Consider the following 19,134-nt stretch of genomic DNA (forward strand, 5'->3'; position numbering starts at 1 on the left):
GCTTCCTCTATCACGCCGACTTCGACTTGCCCCCACCCTTGCCATTCTTCTTCGATGCAGGCGGCGGTGGCGGCGGATCGCCTTCGAGATCGTCAGCGGCGATTTCCGGCGCGATCTCCTTCACGTCGGGCTTCGCGCTTTTACCTTTCTTCGCAGACTTCGCCTCCGGAATATCGGCAGGCACGGCGGTCTTGTCGATGGTCACTTCGTCGTTGGCCTTGTCGTAGCCGATCTCCACCGTATCGCCCGTTTGCAGCGCATCGCCCAGAATCTCCTTGGCGAGCCGCGTCTCCACTTCCTGGCGAATCTGCCGCTTCAATTCGCGTGCGCCGAATTCCGGCTGATAACCGGCTTCGACCAGATGTTCGACCAGCGCATCGCTCATCTTGAGCGTGATGCCTTGCGCCGCCGCAGTACGCGTCACGCGGTCGAGCTGGATCTGCACGATATTGCGGATGTTGTCCTTCGACAGCGCATGGAACACGATGATTTCGTCGATGCGATTAAGGAACTCGGGCCGGAAATGCCCCTTGAGCACCTTCATCAGTTCCCCGCGCACTTCCTTGTCGCTCTTGCGCTTGTCTTCGGGCTGCTCCAGGTTCTCCATGATGATCGACGCGCCCAGATTGCTGGTCGCGATGATGATCGTGTTGCTGAAATCGACTACGCGGCCCTTGCCGTCCGTGAGCCGCCCGTCGTCGAATACCTGCAGCAGCACGTTATAGACGTCCGGATGCGCCTTCTCGATTTCGTCGAGCAGGATCACGCTGTACGGGCGACGCCGCACGCGCTCGGTCAATTGGCCGCCTTCGTCATAACCCACGTATCCCGGCGGCGCGCCAATCAAGCGCGCGACCGCATGGCGCTCCATATACTCGCTCATATCGATGCGGATAATGGCCTGCTCGTCGCCGAAAACGGTTTCCGCAAGCGCCTTCGCAAGTTCGGTCTTGCCCACGCCCGTCGGCCCGAGAAACAGGAAGGTCGCAATCGGCCGATGCTCCTGACCCAGACCCGCGCGCGACAGCCGCACGGCGTCGCTCACGGCCACCACGGCGTCGCTCTGCCCCACCACGCGCTCGCGCAGCTTGTCTTCCATCTTGAGCAGCTTCTGGCGTTCTTCCTGTGTGAGGTCGGCGACCGGAATGCCGGTGAGCCGCGAGACCACTTCGGCAATCGACGCGACCGTCACTTCCAGCGTCTCCGAACCGGTCTTGCGCTGCCAGGCTTCCGTGAGTTCTTCGAGCTTCGCCTGTTTGTCCTTGATGCGTTCTTCGAAATTCTTGGCCTCGTCATAGCGCTTGCGCGAGGACGCGTAATCCTGCTCGCGCTTGAGTTGCGCGATTTCCGCTTCGAGCTCCTGAATATCGGCCGGTCGCGAGGTCGCGCCGATGCGCACGCGGGCAGCCGCCTGGTCGATCAGATCGATCGCCTTGTCGGGCAGGAAACGCGAAGTGATATAGCGGTCCGATAGCTCCGCGGCGGCCACGAAGGCATCGTCGGCGAACGTGACCTGATGGTGCGCTTCCAGCTTGTCGCGCAGGCCGCGCAGGATCACGATGGTTTGCTCGACCGTCGGCTCCGGCACCAGCACGGGCTGGAAGCGCCGTTCGAGCGCGGCGTCTTTCTCGATGTACTTCTGATACTCATTAAGCGTGGTCGCGCCGATCAGGCTCAGTTCGCCACGCGCAAGCGCCGGCTTGAGCACATTGGCGATGTCGAGTCCGCCCTCGCCGCCGCCCTGCCCCGCGCCCACGATCGTGTGCAACTCGTCGATAAAGAGAATCAGCTCGTCGTGTTTGGCCGTCACTTCGTCGATCAACTGCTTGGCGCGCTCTTCGAATTCGCCGCGATACTTCGCGCCCGCCACCATCGAATTGATATTCACTTCCACGAGCCGCTTGCCGCGCAGCACTTCCGGCACATCGCCATTGACGATGCGCTGCGCCAGGCCTTCGACGATGGCGGTCTTGCCCACACCCGGCTCGCCGATCAGCACCGGATTGTTCTTCTTGCGACGCGCCAGCACTTCAATCGTGCTTTCGATTTCCTGCGCGCGGCCCAGCACCGGGTCGAGCTTGCCCTGACGCGCCATGGCCGTGAGATCGCGGCCAAACTTGTCGAGCGTGGGCGTGTTCGTGGGCGCATCCACCCGCCCATCTTCCGCGCCCTTGCCCACCACTTTCACGACCTTCTGGCGCAACGCCTCGGGCGTCACACCGTATTTCTTCAGCAGCGTGCCCGCGATGCTGTCCGGCACCGAGGCAAGGCCAATCAGCAAATGCTCGGGGCCAACGTAAGAGTGGCCCAGATCGCGCGACGCCTGAAACGCGAACTGGAACGCCTTCTTCAGCCGCGGCGATATCGTCATCTTGTCGATGGGCGCGTCGGGCTCCGCTTTGCCCTTTTGCGCGTGCTGATCGATATACGCCTTGATGTCCTGCGGCGACAGCTTCAGTTCCTTGAGCAGCGCCGCGCAAACGTCGGTGTCGGCCAGCACGTAAAGCAGATGTTCCGTATCGAGTTCGGTGCGCTGCAGTTCGTGCGCCTTTTCTGCGGCGCGCTGCAGGATTTCCAGCGTCTGTTCGCTGAATGCGTCGGTGGCGTCGACCGATTCGCGCGGGACTTCGGCGGCGAAGCTCATGTCATCGTCATCGTCGTCATCGCCGTGAGCGTGTTCGTGATCGCCGCCGAAGAAGCGCGACAGACCGCCGCCGCCCAGCAACGAATCGAACGGATTCATCATGCTCTGATGGCGCATCAATTGCCGGTAGTCGTAGTCGCAGATCGACATCGATTTGCGCTGGCCGTTTTGCACCACGGTCACGCGCGCGACGGCGGGCCGCGTATTGCAGATCTCGCAGAGAGTAGGCATGGTCGACTCGTCTCCAGTTCGGCGCCGTTTCGCGGCGTGCGAGACGGCACGGCGCATCGCGGGATGCGTCGGAAATGTGACAGGCGGCAGCGCGTCGCACAGATGGAAGCCGGTACCGGCTCATCGATACTGATCGAAACGACTACGCGGATTGCGCGAAACGTGCGACGCCGCGGCGGGCGGTAGTGGCTGCGGCGGCATGATGTAAAACATGCGCCGGTGGCACACGACGAATCGATTGTGGCAGGAATCGGAACGTCGCGTACCGAACGTGCAAGGCACAATTTGTGCGCACAGCGCGGCGTTTTCGTTCGTGAAGCGCGAGAAGAAAACGGGCGGGATGAGCATCCCGCCCGAAGTGCGCGCGAGCCCGCGCGCGAGGAGAACAACCCGGATTGCACAGGCGACTACATCAGATGAAAGTCGCGAGGTTTGCTATCTTCAGCGCCGGTTCGAACCCGACACCACGTCGACCCACACGGCGAGCACCAGGATGCCGCCCTTCACGATCATCTGCCAGTAGGCGTCGACATCGAGCATCGACATGCCGTTGTCGAGGCTTGCCATCACGAGCGCGCCGATCAGCGCGCCATACACGGTGCCCGAACCGCCGCGCATCGACGTGCCGCCGATAAAGCACGCCGCGATCGCATCGAGTTCGCCCATCGTCCCCGCCGAGGGCGATCCCGCCGCGAGCCGCGCAGTGTTGACCATGCCCGCGACCGCGCACATCAGGCCCATCAGCGCGAAAATCGCCAGCTTCACGCGGTTGGTGTTGACGCCCGAAAGACGCGTGGCTTCGAGGTTGGAGCCGACCGCGTAAATGCGGCGGCCAAATACGGTTTGCGTGGCAATCCACGTGAAGATGCCGAGCAACGCTAGCAGCAACAGCACCGGCACGGGAATGCCGCCGTAGCTGTCGAGCATCAGCACAAAGGCCAGTACGATCGCGCCCGCGCCGACGATCTTCACCCCGTCCTGCCAGAGCGGCACCACGCTCAACTGATAGCGGCGACGATTCGCGCGCTGGCGTACTGTCAGCACGGCGAGCAGCACGAACAGCGCGAAGGCCAGCACGTCGCCCGCGATACGCGGCAGATAGCCCTGACCGATAAATACAAAGGAATCCGAAACAGGGGCAATCGTCGATCCGCCCGTGATGCCGAGCAGCACCCCGCGAAACGCCAGCATGCCGCCCAGCCCTACGATGAACGACGGCACGCGCCGGTAGGTGGACCACCAGCCGTTGAATAGTCCCACCAGCACCCCGAGCGCGAGCACCACCGGCACCGTCACGCCGATCGGCCAATGTCGGTTGACGTCGAGAATCGCTGCGACGCCGCCGAGCAAACCCAGCAGCGAGCCAACCGAAAGGTCGATCTCGCCCGCGATGATGACGAACACCATCCCGCACGCCAGCATGCCGGTAATCGACATCTGCCGCAGCAGGTTCGAGACGTTGCGCGGCGTGACGAACGCGCCGTGCGTGAGCACCGAGAAGAACACCCAGATGGCGGCCACGGCCAGCAACAGGGCAAGAATCTTGTAGCGCGCGAACAGTTGCTGGAAACGCCTGCCGAAGCCGTTTCGGCCGGCCAGCTGGTCTTCGCGCGCGCCTTGAGTCGTGACGTCGGGGGTCATGCTGCACTCGCTGAAAGAGTTTGAGCGCGCGCGTTCTGGATCGCGGCGCCAAGAATGTGTTCCTGCGTCAGGCCGTCGTTGACGAAATCGCCGCGCACTTCGCCTTCGCCAATCACCAGCACGCGATCGCTGATGCCCAGCACTTCCGGTAATTCGGACGACACCATGACGATCGCCACACCGCGTTTGGCGAGCTGGAACACGAGCTTGTAGATTTCGTATTTCGCGCCGACATCGACGCCACGAGTGGGTTCGTCGAGGATCAGCACTTTCGGCTCGGTCAGGAGCATCTTGGTCAGCACGGCCTTCTGCTGATTGCCGCCGGAAAGGCTCGCGATGGACAGCATGGGATTGGCCGCGCGCACGGAAAGACGCTGCATTTCCGTGCGGATCGTGTCGAGTTCCGCAGCGGCATCGATGCGGCCATGTTTCGCAAAACGTTCCAGCACCGACAGCGTGATGTTGTGGCCCACGCCCAGTTGCGGCACGATGCCGTGGCGCTTGCGATCCTCGGGCACCATCGCGATACCGGCGCGGATCGCATCAAGCGGCGCGCGAATCTTGAGCGGCTTGCCTTCGAGCAGCACACTCGCCGTGCAGTTGCCGTCGTACGCGCCGAAAATCGCCTGCATGGTTTCCGTGCGCCCCGCGCCCACCAGTCCCGCCACGCCGAGAATCTCGCCGCGCCTGACTGCAAACGACACGTCGTTCACGCGCTTGCGACGCGGATTCGTCACGTCGTAGCAGGTCACGTTACGCGCCTCGAACACCACTTCGCCGATTTCGTGCGGCTCGCGCGGAAAGAGGTTCTTGATCTCGCGCCCCACCATCATGGCGATGATGCGGTCGGTGCTGAGCGACGCCATCGGCTCGGTCGCCACATGACGGCCATCGCGGATCACGCTGACCGTATCGCACACGGCTTCGACTTCGTCGAGCTTGTGCGAAATGTAGACGCACGCCACGCCGCGCCGTTTCAGGTCGCGCACGATGTCGAGCAGGATTTTCGTTTCCGCCGCCGTCAACGACGAAGACGGTTCATCGAGGATCAGCAGCTTCGCGCGCTTGTTCAGCGCCTTGGCGATCTCGATGAGTTGCTGGTGGCCGCCGCCGTAGTTCATCACCGGCTGCGCGACGTTGATCGCGTCGATGTTCAGTTCGCACAGCAGTTCGTCGGCGCGCTGATACATCGCCGCGTAATTCATGCGGCCGCCCGGCAAAGTGATTTCGTTGCCGAGAAAAATGTTCTCCGCTACCGAAAGCTCGGGCACCAGCATCAATTCCTGATGGATGATGACGATGCCGGCGCGCTCCGTATCGCGCACGCTGTGCGCTTCGAGCGGCGCGCCTTCCCAGCGGATTTCGCCGCTCCAGGTGCCGTGCGGATAGACGCCCGAAAGCACCTTCATCAGCGTGGATTTGCCCGCGCCGTTCTCGCCGCACAGGCCCACGCATTCGCCGGGCCGCACGGTGAGATCGATGCCGTCGAGCGCTTTTACGCCCGCGAAGGATTTGACGATGCCGCGCATCGTCAGCAAGGGTTCGGTCATACGCTTGTTTGCCCGCGTTGAAGGCCCGCGCACGAAGCAGGTTTCGCGCGCGGGCCGCCGGATTGCTGGACTTGCCGTGCCGGGATTACTGGCTGGCGAGCTGAGCCTGCGTATAGAAGCCGTCCTTGACGACGATATCCGCGTTGCTCTTCGTGAGCAGCGTCGGCTGCAACAGCACGGTGTCGACCTTCTTCTTGCCGTTGTCGTACTGCGCGTTATACGACGGCTTCTGCCCCTTCGCGAGATCGACGGCGAGTTTGGCCGCTTCGCCCGCGATCAGCTTGAGCGGCTTGTAGACCGTCATGGTCTGCGTGCCGGCCATCACGCGCTTGACCGCCGCGAGATCGGCGTCCTGGCCCGAAACCGGCACCTTGCCCGCGAGATGCTGCGCGGCCAGCGCCTGGATCGCGCCGCCTGCCGTGCCGTCGTTCGAAGCCACGATCGCGTCGATCTTGTTGTTGTTCGCCGTGAGCGCGTCTTCCGTGATGCGCAGCGCCGTGGATGCGCTCCACTCCGGCACCCACTGCTGGCCCACCACCTTGATGTCGCCGCGATCGATGGCGGGCTTTAGAACCTTCAGTTGTCCTTCACGTAGCATCTTGGCGTTGTTGTCCGTCGGCGCACCGCCCAGCAGGAAGTAGTTGCCCTTCGGCTGCGCATTGAACACGCCCTGCGCCTGCAGTTCGCCCACCTTTTCGTTGTCGAAGGAGATGTAGGCATCGACATCGGCATCCAGAATCAGGCGGTCGTAGGAGACCACCTTGATGCCCGCCTTCTTCGCTTCCGCCACCACGTTGCCCAGCGTTTTCGAATTGAACGGCACGATCACGATCACGTCGACGCCGCGCGAAATGAGGTTTTCGATCTGCGAAATCTGCCGCTCTTCGCTGGCGTCGGCCGATTGCACCGAGACCTTCGCGCCCATTTTCTCGGCGGCGGCGACAAAGTAATCGCGATCGCGCGACCAGCGCTCCACGCGCAGATCGTCGATGCAGAAGCCGATTTCCGGATGGTCCTTGCTTGCATGCGCGAGCGGCGCGGCCAGCGACAGGCTGGCGAGCACGGCGCCGCAAACCAGCGAACCCAGAACCGAACGACGTTTGGCGAACTTCATGTCTCCACTCCTCGTGTTATCGCGCGCTAGCCGGGCGAAGCGCGGCAGCAGCGCGTCGTTGCGTTATTGAATGGCATTGCGAATTTCGGTAGTACGCGGTGGTGCGGTAATGCGGCGCGCACGTGCCCACGCGCGCCAGCAAAGACGTGGCGGCGCGGCGTCGTGTGCGGTACGGCTTTGGACTGCGGTATTACGGGTCTTGCGATTCAGCCGTTATTCAGGCGCTTTCGCCGAATACCGGTTGCAGCGCGCGATAAAGCGCTCCAAAGATTGGGCGGCGGGCTTCGCGATACCACGCGTGACGTGCGGCATCGGGTTCGCGTACGGCCAGCACAGGGGGTTGCGGGCACACCGATTCGAGCGTCGCGCCAGGCTCGACAGCCAGTTGCGCGAGGCGCGCCGCGCCCAGCGCCGGCCCCACTTCACCGCCCGCTCGCAGCGTGAGCGGCCTCCCGCTGATATCGGCGAGCATCTGCGTCCAGTAAGCGCTGCGCGAGCCGCCGCCGATCACCGTGATCGTTTCGGGCACGAGACCCGCCGCGTGCAGCGCGTCCATGCCGTCGAGCAGCGCGAAACCCACACCTTCGAGCGTCGCATTGGCAAGATCGGCGCGCGAGGTTTGCGGCGTCATGCCGTAGAACACGCCCTTGGCGTTGACGTTGTTGTGCGGCGTGCGCTCTCCGCTGAGATAGGGGAGAAACCAGGGGCGACGCGCATCGAGATCGACATGCGTATGGGCCTGCGCATCGGCAAGCAAGGCGGCCACGTTTTCGTAGCCCGTCAATTGCGCGGTGAAGTCGAGACAACTGGCAGCGTTGAGCATCACCGACATCAAATGCCAGGTGTGCGGCAGCGCGTGACAAAAACTATGCACGGCGGAGTCGGGATTGGCGAGGAAGCCGTCCGACACCGCGAAATAGACGCCCGAGGTGCCCAGCGACAGCATCGCGTCGCCCGGTTTGACGATGCCCACGCCCACCGCACCAGCCGCGTTGTCGCCGCCGCCCGCCACCACGGGAATTTCACGCAGGCCGAATTCGCGCGCTATTCCAGCGCTCAACTTGCCGGTGACCTGGTTGCCTTCGAAGACTTCCGGCATCTGCGCACGCGTGAGTCCGCAGACGGATAGCAGCGCGTCGCTATAGTCTCGTCTGGCGACGTCGAGCCAGAGCGTGCCCGCCGCGTCCGAGGGATCGGTCGCGAACACGCCGGTGAGCAGCCAGCGCAGATAGTCTTTCGGCAGCAGCACGTGCGCGATGCGCGAGAAGACCTCCGGCTCGTGCTTCTTCACCCACAGCAGCTTGGGCGCGGTAAAACCCGGCATCGCAAGGTTGCCCGCCAGCGCATGCAATTCTGGCGCGGCGCGCTCCAGCTCGATACATTCGGCGTCCGAACGACCGTCGTTCCAGAGAATCGCGGGACGCAACACTTCACCCTGCGCGTCGAGCAGCGTCGCGCCATGCATCTGCCCGGTGAGGCCGAGCGCTTCAATGCCGTTTGTGTCGATGCCGTTACGACGCACGGTCTCCAGCAGGTCGTGCAGCGCGCGCTGCGTGGCGCGCCACCAGTCCTGCGGATTCTGCTCCGACCAGCGCGGCTGCGGGCGGCTCGCCGCGAGCGGCGCGCTCGCACTGCCGAGCACGTCGCCCGCGCGGTCGAGCAGCACCGCCTTCACGCCCGACGTGCCGAGGTCGATACCGATAAACATGTCTCCATCCTCTTTTTCTTGCTGCCGCGCTGCTGCGTTCAACTTCTGCGTTCAACTTCTGCGCTTAACGCTGGCCGTAAATCGCCTGATTGATGACGTTTTCCAGGCGCTCCTGCTGACCGCTCGCGTGCTGCGGATTCATGCCGCGCGCAGCCGCATCGCTCGCCAGCGAAGACAGCGAATAGCCGCCGGAAAGAATCTTGCGGCCGAATTCCGTATCCCAACCGGCATAGCGCTGGCGCTTGAACTGTTCGAGCCGGTCGTTCTCGACCAGCACCGCCGCACGTTCCAGCGCAATCGCCAGCACGTCGATCGCGCCGACGTGGCCGTAGAACATGTCTTCCGGATCGCTGCTCTGGCGACGCACCTTGGCATCGAAATTCATGCCGCCCGTGGTGAAGCCGCCGTGGCGCAGGATTTCGTAGAAGGCGAGCGTGAGTTCTTCGACGCTATTCGGGAACTGGTCGGTGTCCCAGCCGTTCTGCGGATCGCCGCGGTTTGCATCGACGCTGCCAAAAATATTCAGCGCGTAAGCCATCGCGATTTCGTGGTGGAACGAATGGCCCGCCAGCGTGGCGTGATTGGCCTCGATATTCACGCGGATTTCGTTCTGCAGTCCGTATTGCGTGAGGAAACCGTGGACCGTGGCCACATCGTAATCGTATTGATGCTTGGTCGGCTCCTGCGGCTTCGGCTCGATCAGCAGCGCGCCCTTGAAGCCGATGCGCTCCTTGTGCTCCACCACCATCGAGAGAAAGCGCGCGAACTGTTCGCGCTCGTGCACGAGATCGGTATTGAGCAGCGTGTCGTAGCCTTCGCGGCCGCCCCACAGCACATAGTTTTCGCCGCCCAGTTTATGGGTCGCTTCGAGCGCATTGCAAACCTGCGTCGCCGCGTAAGCAAACACTTCAGGGTTCGGACTGGTGGCCGCACCGCCTGCATAGCGCGGATGCGAGAACAGATTCGCGGTGCCCCACAGCAGCTTCATGCCGCTCGCCTGCTGCTTCTCGCCCAGATATCCCACCATGCGCGCAAAGTTCTCTTTGTAGTCCTTGAGATCCTTGCCTTCGGGCGCGACGTCGGTGTCGTGGAAGGTGTAGTACGGCACGCCGAGTTTCGTGAAGAATTCGAAGGCCGCATCGGCTTTCTGATGGGCGCGCTCCATGGCGTCGCCGGGCTGCTGCCACGGACGATGAAACGTGCCCTGCCCGAAGATATCGACGCCCGGCCACACGAACGAATGCCAGTAGCACACGGCAATGCGCAGATGTTCTTCAAGCGTCTTGCCGAGCACTTTCTTCGTGCGGTCGTAATGGTGGTATGCAAGCGGATTGTCCGATTGCGGGCCTTCGTAGCGAATCGCGGGAATGGCTTCGAAATACGACATGACGTCTCCGTTTAATGTTGCGGCGCATCAGCGCGGCGCCCTGCAAGGTGACGCCATACTGCCCGTCTGGCCGGTGGAGCGGCAATTGCGAAATTGCGCGAGACGAATAATGTTTCCTGCCAGACGATCGGATTTGTTGCGCGCATCTCGTGGACCCGGCCTAAAATAACCGGACGCTTAAAAGGAGCCGCCGCGCTGCACGAAAGAATGAACGCGCGCGCCGCATTCGAAACGGAGACACTTGCGGGACCACCCGCGAGCACCATTGCGCGCCACGCCATGAACCGTGCCCCCGCTTCCCCAACGCCGCATCACGCCCAGCCCGTTCACCGCATCGCGCTGCTGTTCAACGCGAACAAGGTGTACGACCGCGAGATCATCGCGGGCATCGGCCACTATCTGCGCTCGACGCGCGTGGCCTGGGATCTGTTTCTCGAAGAAGATTTTCGATGCCGGCTCGACGGCATCGAGCGCTTTGATGGCGATGGCATCATCGCCGACTTCGACGATCCCGCTGTCGCCGCTGCGCTGCAAAACTCCCCGCTGCCCGTCGTGGCTGTCGGCTCGTCGTTCGAGGATGACGCGCACTATCCGGCCGAACTGCCCTATATCGCCACCGACAACCGCAAGCTGGTTTCGCTCGCGTGGACGCATCTGATTGGCGCGGGGTTGCCGCATCTGGCGATGTACAGCCTGCCCGCCGCGCAGGAAAACCGCTGGGCGCAGGAACGCGAACTCGCGTTCGAGGCGCTCGCGCGCGAGGAAGGCATGGAAGCACCCGTGTTTCGCGGCCTGGCGACCAGCGCGCCGTCGTGGAATCAGGCGAGCGAACAGTTGCGCGAATGGCTGCATGCGCTGCCCAAACCGGTGGGCGTGATCGCCGTGACCGATGCGCGTGCGCGGCATCTGTTGCAGGCCTGCCTGATGCATGGCATCGCCGTGCCCGAGCAGGTGGCGATCATCGGCATCGACAACGATCCGCTCACCCGCACGCTCACGCGTATTCCGATCTCGTCCGTGATTCAGGGCACCGAGGAAATGGGCAAGACGGCCGCGCATTTGCTGCATCAGATGCTGCGCGGCGCGCGTTTTCCGGGGCGGCGCATTCTGGTGCCGCCGGTCGGCATCAACGTGCTGGCGTCGACGAAACACGAACCGCTGTCGAGCCCGCACGTGATGCGCGCGCGGCATTTCATCCGCCAGTACGCGTGCCAGGGCATCAAGACCGAGCAGGTCGCCGACTACGTGGGCGTGTCTCGCTCCTCGCTCGAAGAGTATTTCCGGCGCGAGTTGCAGTGCACCGTGCATCAGGAAATCCTGCGCCACAAGCTCGATGCGGCAAAAGCGATGCTCGCAAGCCGCGACGCCGCCAGCGCCGAAGTGGCGATCCGCTGCGGCTTTACCTCGCTGCAGTATATGTACGCGGTATTCCGGCGCGAACTGGGCTGCACGCCGCGCGAGTATCAGGACAGCGTGGCGCCGCCCTCGCCTGCGCGTACGACATCGGACTGATGCGGACAAACCGACCTTTATCCCTCACACGTCACATGAACAACCCACTGCACACGAGCCGCATCAGCGCCGAACCCTGGGGCGCGCTGCCAGGCGGCGATGCCTGTCGGCTCTACACGCTGCGCAACGCGCAGGACATGAAACTGACGATCAGCGATCTCGGCGCGACGCTGGTTGCCTGGCATGCGCCCGACCGCGCGGGCCGGCTCGCCGATATCCTCCTCGGCCACGACACGCCCGCCGGCTACATGAACGCCACGACCTATATGGGCGGCCTGATCGGGCGCTGGGCCAACCGCATCGCCGATGCGCGCTTCACGCTCGACGGTATCGAACACACGCTCGATCGAAACGAGAATGGCAATCTGCTGCATGGCGGCGCGAACGGCTTTCATCGCGCGCTCTGGCAAGTCGAGGAAGATCGCGGCGCGCTGCTGATGCGCCTGGATTCGCCCGAAGGCGACGGCGGCTTTCCGGGCAACGTGAGCGTGCAGGTGCGCTATGCGCTCGACGACGACGGCACCCTCACGATCGCCTATGAAGCCGTGACGGACGCACCCACCGCGCTCAACCTCACGAGCCACGGCTATTTCAACCTGAGCGGCGAGCCGGGCGCGGACATTCGCGGCCATATCCTGACGATCGACGCGGACGCCTTTCTCGAAGTCGACGAGCGGATGATCCCCATCGGCATGGCCGACGTTTCGGGCAGCGCCTTCGACTTCCGGCATGGCGCGCCGCTGGGCGCGCGGCTCGACTGGCCTGATGCGCAACTCGCGCGTGCGCGCGGCATCGATCATTGCTACGTGCTGCGCGGCGGCGAACAGGCGCAACAGGCGGGCGGGCCGCGTGCGCTGCGCCAGGTGGCGAGCGTGTACGAGCCGGGCAGCGGTCGCGAACTCACGGTCGCGACCGATCAGCGCGGGCTGCAGTGCTATACGGGGAATTATCTGGAGGGCCAGCCGGGACGCCACGGCGCGCCGTGCGTGAAGCATGCGGGGCTGTGCCTCGAAGCGGGCGGCTTCCCGAACCAGATCAATATGGCGTCGCCGGATTGCGACGACGCCGTGTTGCGCCCCGGCGGCACTTACCGCCAGGTCACGCAATACAAGGTGGGCGTGAAGCCGTGATTTACGAGACTTTGTCGTACTGATAGACGCCGCGGCCCGTCTTGCGACCCAGTTGCCCCGCCGAAACCATCTCGCGCAGCAGCGGGCAAGCACGATATTTCGAATCGCCGAAGTCTTTCAGGAACACGTCCATCACCGAAAGACACACGTCCAGACCGATCAGATCCGCGAGGGCCAGCGGTCCGATCGGGTGGTTCGCGCCCAGCTTCATGCCGGCGTCGATTTCCTCGGCGCTTGCCACGCCTTCGGCCAGCACGAAGAAGGCCTCGTTGATCATCGGCACGAGAATGCGGTTGACGACGAAACCCGGCGCGTTCTTCACGCCAATCGGCGTCTTGTCGAGACGCTGGGCGAGTTCGCGTACGGCGTCGGCGACATCGGCGCGCGTCTGCAGGCCGCGGATTACCTCGACGAGCGGCATCATCGGCACCGGGTTGAAGAAGTGCATGCCGATAAAGCGCGACGGATCGGCGAGCGTGGTGGCCAGCGCCGTGATCGAAATCGACGAAGTGTTCGACGCGATGATCGCGTCGGCGCGCGCGGCGGCCTCGATCTGCTTGAGGATGCGCGTCTTGAGCTCGACGTTTTCGGTGGCTGCCTCGATCACCAGATCGGCGCTCGCCAGACGCGCGTAGTCCGTCGAGGTTTCGATGCGCGCGAGCGCCGCGTCGCGCGCAGCGGCGTCGAGCTTGCCCTTCGAGACCAGCCGCTCCAGGCTGTGCTTGAGCGTTGCCACGCCGCGCTCCAGCGCCGCATCCGTGACGTCGATCATCACCGCCTTCAGACCCGACACCGCCACCGCCTGCGCGATGCCGTTGCCCATGGTGCCCGCTCCCACGAGCCCAACCGTTTCGATTGCCATGCCTTGCTCCTCACTCCTTTATCTGCGACGCCGGTACATCGTCTATGGAAATCCGGTGATGCGGTGCGCGTGGTGCACTGCATCATAAGCAGAGAGTGTAGCGGGTTGCGTGGCGGGAGGGGTACCGGCGCGGCGGGGGGGCATCGGCGTGCCGGCCCCCAACGCATTGCCTAGAAGTTGTACTGAATGTAGATCTGGCTGAAGTTGAGGCCGGGGTTAGGCGTCTTGATGTCGGCGTTGGAGATGTGCTGGAAGCGAAAGCCGGCCTGATAGTTCTGATGCTCGCCGAACTGCGCGCCCACGCCCACCATATCCGCGAACTGAAACGCGGAAGACATGGTGCGATCCGGCGTAAGCTCGACGTGCGTCAGCAGGCGTACGCCCACGCCCGCCTCGATAAATGGCCGGATCCAGCCCGAGTCCTTGATAAACCGGAAAACCGGCGTCACGCCGAATTCCCAGATACTCGGCTGCGTGGCGGCTCGTTCGTCCAGCTTCCAGTAGGCGGCGTGAAACTCCCCCACCACCGTGAAATGGAAACCTGCGATGTGCCACCACTGCAGGCCGGGATCCCAAACGAGGCCGAAATCGAGCTTCTTCACGTCATGATCCGCAACGCCCGCGCCCAACTGGATGCCGAACTGGTCGGCGTGCGCCGCTGCAGCGCCGAAGGCGAGCGCCGCCGCGCAGGCACAACGGGTCAACCGGGCCTGCCAGGCCCATTGTCTTTCTGTCATGAACATCCCCGAAAAGGAACGACACTTCACGACGCGGCCGTTTGACGGCCTGCTCTCCCTTGCTGCGGGTTCTGCTCCCTGCCCGATTCACTGACAGCGGTTTGCAAATCAATAATGCGATGTGTCGCCAAGTGTAGACGCGATTTAACAAGTGCGCTTGTACGCCCGCCCACGCTCAGGCCCACCCAGCAAGGCTGAAGCTGACTTAAAGCTTTCAACGGATGGCGCGTGCAACGCAGCAGCGAGCGTGCCTGGAAGACGCGGGCAAACATGAAATTGCATGCCCGGAGAGGAAACATCGTTGCGCGCACATCGATGTGCGCGCAACGATTTATGAGGAAATGAAGCGAGGCTCTACCGCATTGCTTTACTGTTTCGCGCCAGCGCGATCGGCACGCGGACCGAAACCTGGCAGACGCTTGATGAAGCCGGTTGCAAGCATGGTGCCGACGAGAATCGTGCAGCAGGCCTCGGCCATGCCAATCGATACGCGTTCGCCCAGGAACAACGCGCCCCACAGGATGCCGAAAATCGGAATCACGAAGGTCACGGTGATGGTGCGAGCCGGGCCGATCGCCGCGATCAGGCGGAAAAACATCAGATAGGCGATGCCGGTGCAGACCACGCCGAGTGCAATGGCCGCGCCATACGCGTGCAGCGACACCGCAGCGTGCGGCCACGTGACGACCGCGAACGGCGCGAGCACGATGGCGGCAGCGGTCATCGTGCCGGCCGCGACGGTGAGCGGATCGACGCCGGTCAGATGGCGCTTGGTCATGCTCGCGGCCACGCCATAGAGCGCCGACGCCACCAATGCGGCAAGCGCTGCCAGCAAGGTCGCGGACGTGCTCGCGCCGTCACCCGCACGCGTGGCGATCTGATCCCAGACCAAGGCCAGCACGCCCAGGAAGCCGATCACCAGACCGACTACGCGCGGGCCGCTCAACTTGTCCTTGAGCCAGACATAGGCGACCACGGCGCCGAACAAAGGCGTGGTCGCGTTGATCACGGACGTCACGCCCGCGGAAAGCGTGAGTTCGGCCCACGCAAACAGACAGAACGGCGCCGCCGAATTGAGGATGCCGACCACCAGCAGCGGCCAGGCGCGCTCACGCAGCGTGGCCAGTGCTTCGCGCGGCGGGCGGCGCGAGAACAGGACGATCAGCAGAAACAGCGCGCCGATACCGATGCGCAGCGCCATCAAAGGCGCCACGCCGAGATCGACCACACCGACGCGGATAAAAAGAAACGAGCTGCCCCATAGGGACGCGAGAAAAACGAGCTGAGCGAGTTGGATCGGATTCATGGGGATGGCGCGGGCGTGCGCTCTGTTATGCCGGTTTTGCCTTGTTCTTTTCGCGCCTGATGCTGTCTGGCCGAGGCGTCCGGGCATGCCCGCATCTGCCGAAAGACAGAATGCGCAAGACCCGCATGCTGCCGCCATAACGGCGCCATGCGGAACGTGACAGAAACACCGGCGGAATTGCGCTAATCGTAAGGTGCGCGGCGCATCTCTCCTAGCGAATGATTCTCATCGATATGTGAGAAAAACTAACAGCCGGATCTTGCGGAGTCATTCGGGGCTTACGTGACGCTAACCCCATGAATTCAAAGCGTTAACAACTGTTACGCAGGCCCGGCGCTGTGTGTACAAGCCCACATAACGGGCCCCATGGGCGGTGTAGATTGAGGCCTCGGCGGCCCTCCCGGCCTGCCGCTCACCGGTTGCCGGTCTACTTCTCGCCCCGTCCGCGGCAGATGCCCGGGCGTATTCGCCGGCGCCGCGTCCAAGGAGAATCGAGATGAAGACCCGGCTTGCCACCCTGCTCCTGCTGCCCGCTGCAATTGCCTTCGCTCAAGGCAGCGGCTTTCCCTCCGATGCCACCACGCCCAGCGCCGCCGATATCCAGCAGCATCTGAGTGGCAAGGCATTCGACATCAAACTCGCCGACGGCAGCATGTGGCACGTGCAGTACGACGGCAGCGGCAACTACGACTTCAAATCGAGCAAGGGATTCGCCGATCACGGCGACTGGCAGGCGCAGGACGGGAAGGTTTGCAGCAAAGGCAGCAAGATTCCCTATTCGTGCAACGACGTGCGTATGAAGGGCAACGATTTGTACCTCAAGCGCGATAGCGGTGAGGTGGTGGAGTTTGTTGAGGCGCGGTGAGGTTACCTGGGGCGAATGATCGCGATGGTGTCTAGTGGCTAGCGCCGTCGCGGAATTTACGCTCCATCAACCTCCTGCAGGCGGCGCGTCTGACACAGTTAAGAGCTTGATCCAGTTCAGGATGCGCCCCTATGTATTGCTGTAGCGTAGTAACAAATTTGTTACTACAATACCATGCGATACGAGATCGACTTCTATAGCGAGCGAGTGGAATGCAGTATCGCTGCACTGCCCAAAATGCTCGCAGTTCGCTTCATCGCACTCGCGGAACGAATGGAGCAGCACGGTCCAAACCTTGGCGAGCCGCACACGAAATCACTGGGCGGCGGCCTATTCGAACTTCGACTCAAAAGTGCGGAGGGCATCGCCCGGGTGTTCTATTGCGCGATTGTCGATCGACGCATCGTGATGCTTCACTGCTTCGTCAAGAAGACGCAGCAGATTCCGAGCAAAGAGTTGGAGATCGCCCGAAAGCGACTGCTGGAGATGAAAAATGGGAACGTTTAAACAGATGCGCGAGCGCGTTCTCGCCGATCCCGAAGCGCGCGCGGAATATGAACGCCTGAACCGTGAGGAATTTGCCTTATTGGACCAGATGCTTGCCGCGCGCCGTGAAGCAGGCTTAAGCCAGGCAGACGTGGCCCATCGAATGGGAACGAAGGCCCCCGCCGTTACAAGGCTTGAACGCGCGCTAGCGTCGGGCGAACACTCGCCATCCATCGATACATTGCGTCGCTACGCGGCAGCGTGCGGTAAATCGCTGCGAATTTCCATCGTCTGAATTGAGCCGTACGAGCGAATTGAGATCGTGCGCTTTCGCTCGCCACCAATGAAAAAACCCGCACGGTTTTAACACCGTGCGGGTTCTGACTTCTGGTCGGGGCGAGAGGATTTGAACCTCCTACCACCTGCACCCCATAAAGGCAACTCGCACTCTTTCCGAATCCAGTATACACTGCCCCGCTCTGGGAAATCCTTGTCAGACGGGGATTTGAGCCGTATTCGCACTCTGGCTCAGTCTGCCCCCATCTAAGCCAAACCAAAGATTTTCCGGTAACCAGACGGTAACGGGACGGTAACGGAGAAAACATGGGAAAGCTGACGGTGCGCGCCATCGAGAGCTTCAAACCGGCGGAGAAGCCGTATCACAAACCTGATGGTGACGGCCTACGGCTTCGCATCGCCACTGACGGCACAAAATCCTGGCAAGTCAAATATACAGCCAACGGAAAGGAAACGACTATCACTCTCCCGCGCCGATACGGGCAACGGACGGATGACGGCCATCTCTCACTTGAGGATGCTCGTATTAAAGCTGCGGGAATTCGTGCCCTCGCCCGAAGCGGCACGGACTATCAGCAAAAGATCGCAGACGACCGGGCCGCCGAAGAGCGAGCAAGGCAACGCGAGCGCGACGAACAAGAGGTACGCAATCGCCGCAAAACCGTCCGCCAACTGTTCGAGCAATGGGCGACTGCCGAACTGTCGAACCGGAAGGACGGCGGAGCAGAAACGAAGCGGGGTCTCGAAAAGGACGTGCTGAGCGCGGTGGGTGACCGTCACGCCGACGACATCACGCGCGCCGACATCATGGCGATCCTCGACAAAGTGAAGGCTCGAAACGCGAACCGGCTCGCAAACCGGCTGCTGGCTGAGATGCGGCAGATGTTCGGTTTTGGTGCTGTGCGGGAAATCGTCAATGTTGATCCTACCTACGGCATCAAGAAACGGGACGTAGGCGGCAAGGATGCAGAGCGCGAACGCACGCTATCGGAAGATGAAATCAAGACGCTCCCGGCAATGCTTGAGGCAGCAAACCTGCTGGCCTCAACCAAGCACGCCGTCTGGATCATGCTTTCAACGCTCGCCCGAATTGGCGAACTCACGAACGCGCGAAAGGCCGACATCGACATCGACGCCGGAACATGGGTTATCCCTGCCGAGCATTCGAAGAACGGGAAGCCGCACACGGTCTACCTGAGCGAATTCGCAGGTCGCCACATGGGCGAACTCTTGGCGCTTTCGGATGATCCAGTGTGGCTGCTTCCGGCACGCAACATCGATACCGATGAGCCATCACGTGCGGTTTGCTCGAAGTCGATCACTAAGCAGCTTCACGACCGGCAGCGCGGCAAGCAAAAGACAAATGGAACCGCTTTGACGACCGCCCTAACCCTTCCGGGCGGCGCGTGGACCCCACATGACCTCCGGCGCACTGGAGCAACCCTGATGGGCGAATTGGGCGTTCATGGCGACGTTATCGAGAAATGTCTGAATCACACGGAAGAAAACAAGATCAAGCGCACCTATCAGCGGGCGATCCGGCAACAGGAACAGATCGACGCGTGGCAGAAGTTGAGTGACCGACTCGACCTGCTCACACGCAATGATGTTGATAACGTCGTTACGCTGGCGGGGCGTGCGGCGAACGCATGAGGATGATGCAG

Annotated in this window: 15 protein-coding genes; 6 read left to right on the plus strand and 9 right to left on the minus strand. The window is 62.7% G+C overall.

Annotation, left to right across the window (positions count from 1 at the left end):
- Positions 1-10: 10 nt before the first annotated feature.
- The 6 genes from F3J17_RS09010 to xylA all read right to left on the minus strand — a co-directional run bounded on the left by F3J17_RS09010 (position 11) and on the right by xylA (position 10,275).
- A complete protein-coding gene (locus F3J17_RS09010) occupies positions 11-2,875 on the minus strand; it encodes an AAA family ATPase (RefSeq protein ID WP_167056328.1) in 2,865 nt (954 codons plus the stop codon).
- A 441-nt stretch (positions 2,876-3,316) separates the two neighbouring features.
- Positions 3,317-4,516, minus strand: a complete 1,200-nt coding sequence (locus F3J17_RS09015) for a sugar ABC transporter permease (RefSeq protein WP_167056330.1) — start codon at positions 4,514-4,516, stop codon at positions 3,317-3,319.
- Positions 4,513-6,066 (minus strand): D-xylose ABC transporter ATP-binding protein, encoded by a 1,554-nt coding sequence (xylG, locus tag F3J17_RS09020; protein WP_167056333.1) that lies wholly within the window; start codon positions 6,064-6,066, stop codon positions 4,513-4,515. The genes F3J17_RS09015 and xylG overlap by 4 nt, the downstream gene beginning before the upstream one ends.
- 85 nt (positions 6,067-6,151) lie before the next feature.
- On the minus strand, positions 6,152-7,180 hold the full coding sequence (gene xylF, locus F3J17_RS09025; RefSeq protein WP_167056336.1) for a D-xylose ABC transporter substrate-binding protein: 1,029 nt from the start codon (positions 7,178-7,180) through the stop codon (positions 6,152-6,154).
- Positions 7,181-7,397: 217 nt separating this feature from the next.
- The gene (gene xylB, locus F3J17_RS09030) at positions 7,398-8,888 is read right to left on the minus strand and encodes a xylulokinase (protein ID WP_167056338.1); all 1,491 of its coding nucleotides are present in this window, start codon (positions 8,886-8,888) and stop codon (positions 7,398-7,400) included.
- Positions 8,889-8,952: 64 nt separating this feature from the next.
- Positions 8,953-10,275: a xylose isomerase gene (xylA, locus tag F3J17_RS09035; protein WP_167056341.1), complete on the minus strand. Its 1,323-nt coding sequence runs from the start codon at positions 10,273-10,275 to the stop codon at positions 8,953-8,955.
- Positions 10,276-10,554: 279 nt separating this feature from the next.
- Here xylA and F3J17_RS09040 point away from each other — a divergent pair, with 279 nt between their 5' ends.
- Together F3J17_RS09040 and F3J17_RS09045 are read left to right on the plus strand one after the other, a co-directional pair.
- The gene (locus F3J17_RS09040) at positions 10,555-11,787 is read left to right on the plus strand and encodes a DNA-binding transcriptional regulator (RefSeq protein WP_167056344.1); all 1,233 of its coding nucleotides are present in this window, start codon (positions 10,555-10,557) and stop codon (positions 11,785-11,787) included.
- A 35-nt stretch (positions 11,788-11,822) separates the two neighbouring features.
- A complete protein-coding gene (locus F3J17_RS09045) occupies positions 11,823-12,917 on the plus strand; it encodes an aldose epimerase family protein (RefSeq protein ID WP_167056347.1) in 1,095 nt (364 codons plus the stop codon).
- A 1-nt stretch (position 12,918) separates the two neighbouring features.
- Here the strand turns inward: F3J17_RS09045 and F3J17_RS09050 are convergent, their stop codons facing one another.
- The 3 genes from F3J17_RS09050 to F3J17_RS09060 all read right to left on the minus strand — a co-directional run bounded on the left by F3J17_RS09050 (position 12,919) and on the right by F3J17_RS09060 (position 15,822).
- Positions 12,919-13,779 carry a 3-hydroxybutyryl-CoA dehydrogenase gene (locus F3J17_RS09050; protein WP_167056349.1) on the minus strand — a complete coding sequence of 287 codons (861 nt, stop codon included), beginning with the start codon at positions 13,777-13,779 and terminating at the stop codon, positions 12,919-12,921.
- A 170-nt stretch (positions 13,780-13,949) separates the two neighbouring features.
- Entirely contained in the window at positions 13,950-14,516 is a 567-nt protein-coding gene (locus F3J17_RS09055; RefSeq protein WP_167056352.1) for an acyloxyacyl hydrolase, read from the minus strand.
- 367 nt (positions 14,517-14,883) lie between these two features.
- Positions 14,884-15,822, minus strand: a complete 939-nt coding sequence (locus F3J17_RS09060; RefSeq protein WP_167056355.1) for a DMT family transporter — start codon at positions 15,820-15,822, stop codon at positions 14,884-14,886.
- Positions 15,823-16,318: 496 nt separating this feature from the next.
- On the opposite strand from F3J17_RS09060, the gene F3J17_RS09065 reads away from it, so the two are divergent.
- From F3J17_RS09065 to F3J17_RS09080, 4 genes are all read left to right on the plus strand, one after another.
- Positions 16,319-16,687 (plus strand): hypothetical protein, encoded by a 369-nt coding sequence (locus F3J17_RS09065; protein WP_167056358.1) that lies wholly within the window; start codon positions 16,319-16,321, stop codon positions 16,685-16,687.
- 174 nt (positions 16,688-16,861) lie between these two features.
- Entirely contained in the window at positions 16,862-17,194 is a 333-nt protein-coding gene (locus F3J17_RS09070) for a type II toxin-antitoxin system RelE/ParE family toxin (RefSeq protein ID WP_167056361.1), read from the plus strand.
- Entirely contained in the window at positions 17,181-17,468 is a 288-nt protein-coding gene (locus F3J17_RS09075; protein WP_167056364.1) for a helix-turn-helix transcriptional regulator, read from the plus strand. Before F3J17_RS09070 ends, F3J17_RS09075 begins: the two co-directional genes overlap by 14 nt.
- Before the next feature lie 308 nt (positions 17,469-17,776).
- Positions 17,777-19,123, plus strand: a complete 1,347-nt coding sequence (locus tag F3J17_RS09080) for a site-specific integrase (RefSeq protein ID WP_167056367.1) — start codon at positions 17,777-17,779, stop codon at positions 19,121-19,123.
- Positions 19,124-19,134 lie beyond the last annotated feature (11 nt).

This window comes from Burkholderia sp. Ax-1719 (assembly GCF_011753055.1).
GTDB lineage: Bacteria > Pseudomonadota > Gammaproteobacteria > Burkholderiales > Burkholderiaceae > Paraburkholderia.

Bases quoted from the DNA above. Each gene is read 5' to 3' on its own strand.
- F3J17_RS09045 (WP_167056347.1), top strand. From the start codon at position 11,823: ATGAACAACCCACTGCACACGAGCCGCATCAGCGCCGAACCCTGGGGC.
- F3J17_RS09010 (WP_167056328.1), bottom strand. From the start codon at position 2,875: ATGCCTACTCTCTGCGAGATCTGCAATACGCGGCCCGCCGTCGCGCGC.
- F3J17_RS09065 (WP_167056358.1), top strand. From the start codon at position 16,319: ATGAAGACCCGGCTTGCCACCCTGCTCCTGCTGCCCGCTGCAATTGCC.
- F3J17_RS09060 (WP_167056355.1), bottom strand. From the start codon at position 15,822: ATGAATCCGATCCAACTCGCTCAGCTCGTTTTTCTCGCGTCCCTATGG.
- xylF (WP_167056336.1), bottom strand. From the start codon at position 7,180: ATGAAGTTCGCCAAACGTCGTTCGGTTCTGGGTTCGCTGGTTTGCGGC.
- F3J17_RS09050 (WP_167056349.1), bottom strand. From the start codon at position 13,779: ATGGCAATCGAAACGGTTGGGCTCGTGGGAGCGGGCACCATGGGCAAC.
- xylG (WP_167056333.1), bottom strand. From the start codon at position 6,066: ATGACCGAACCCTTGCTGACGATGCGCGGCATCGTCAAATCCTTCGCG.
- xylA (WP_167056341.1), bottom strand. From the start codon at position 10,275: ATGTCGTATTTCGAAGCCATTCCCGCGATTCGCTACGAAGGCCCGCAA.
- F3J17_RS09015 (WP_167056330.1), bottom strand. From the start codon at position 4,516: ATGACCCCCGACGTCACGACTCAAGGCGCGCGCGAAGACCAGCTGGCC.
- F3J17_RS09040 (WP_167056344.1), top strand. From the start codon at position 10,555: ATGAACCGTGCCCCCGCTTCCCCAACGCCGCATCACGCCCAGCCCGTT.
- F3J17_RS09080 (WP_167056367.1), top strand. From the start codon at position 17,777: ATGGGAAAGCTGACGGTGCGCGCCATCGAGAGCTTCAAACCGGCGGAG.
- F3J17_RS09055 (WP_167056352.1), bottom strand. From the start codon at position 14,516: ATGACAGAAAGACAATGGGCCTGGCAGGCCCGGTTGACCCGTTGTGCC.
- F3J17_RS09075 (WP_167056364.1), top strand. From the start codon at position 17,181: ATGGGAACGTTTAAACAGATGCGCGAGCGCGTTCTCGCCGATCCCGAA.
- F3J17_RS09070 (WP_167056361.1), top strand. From the start codon at position 16,862: ATGCGATACGAGATCGACTTCTATAGCGAGCGAGTGGAATGCAGTATC.
- xylB (WP_167056338.1), bottom strand. From the start codon at position 8,888: ATGTTTATCGGTATCGACCTCGGCACGTCGGGCGTGAAGGCGGTGCTG.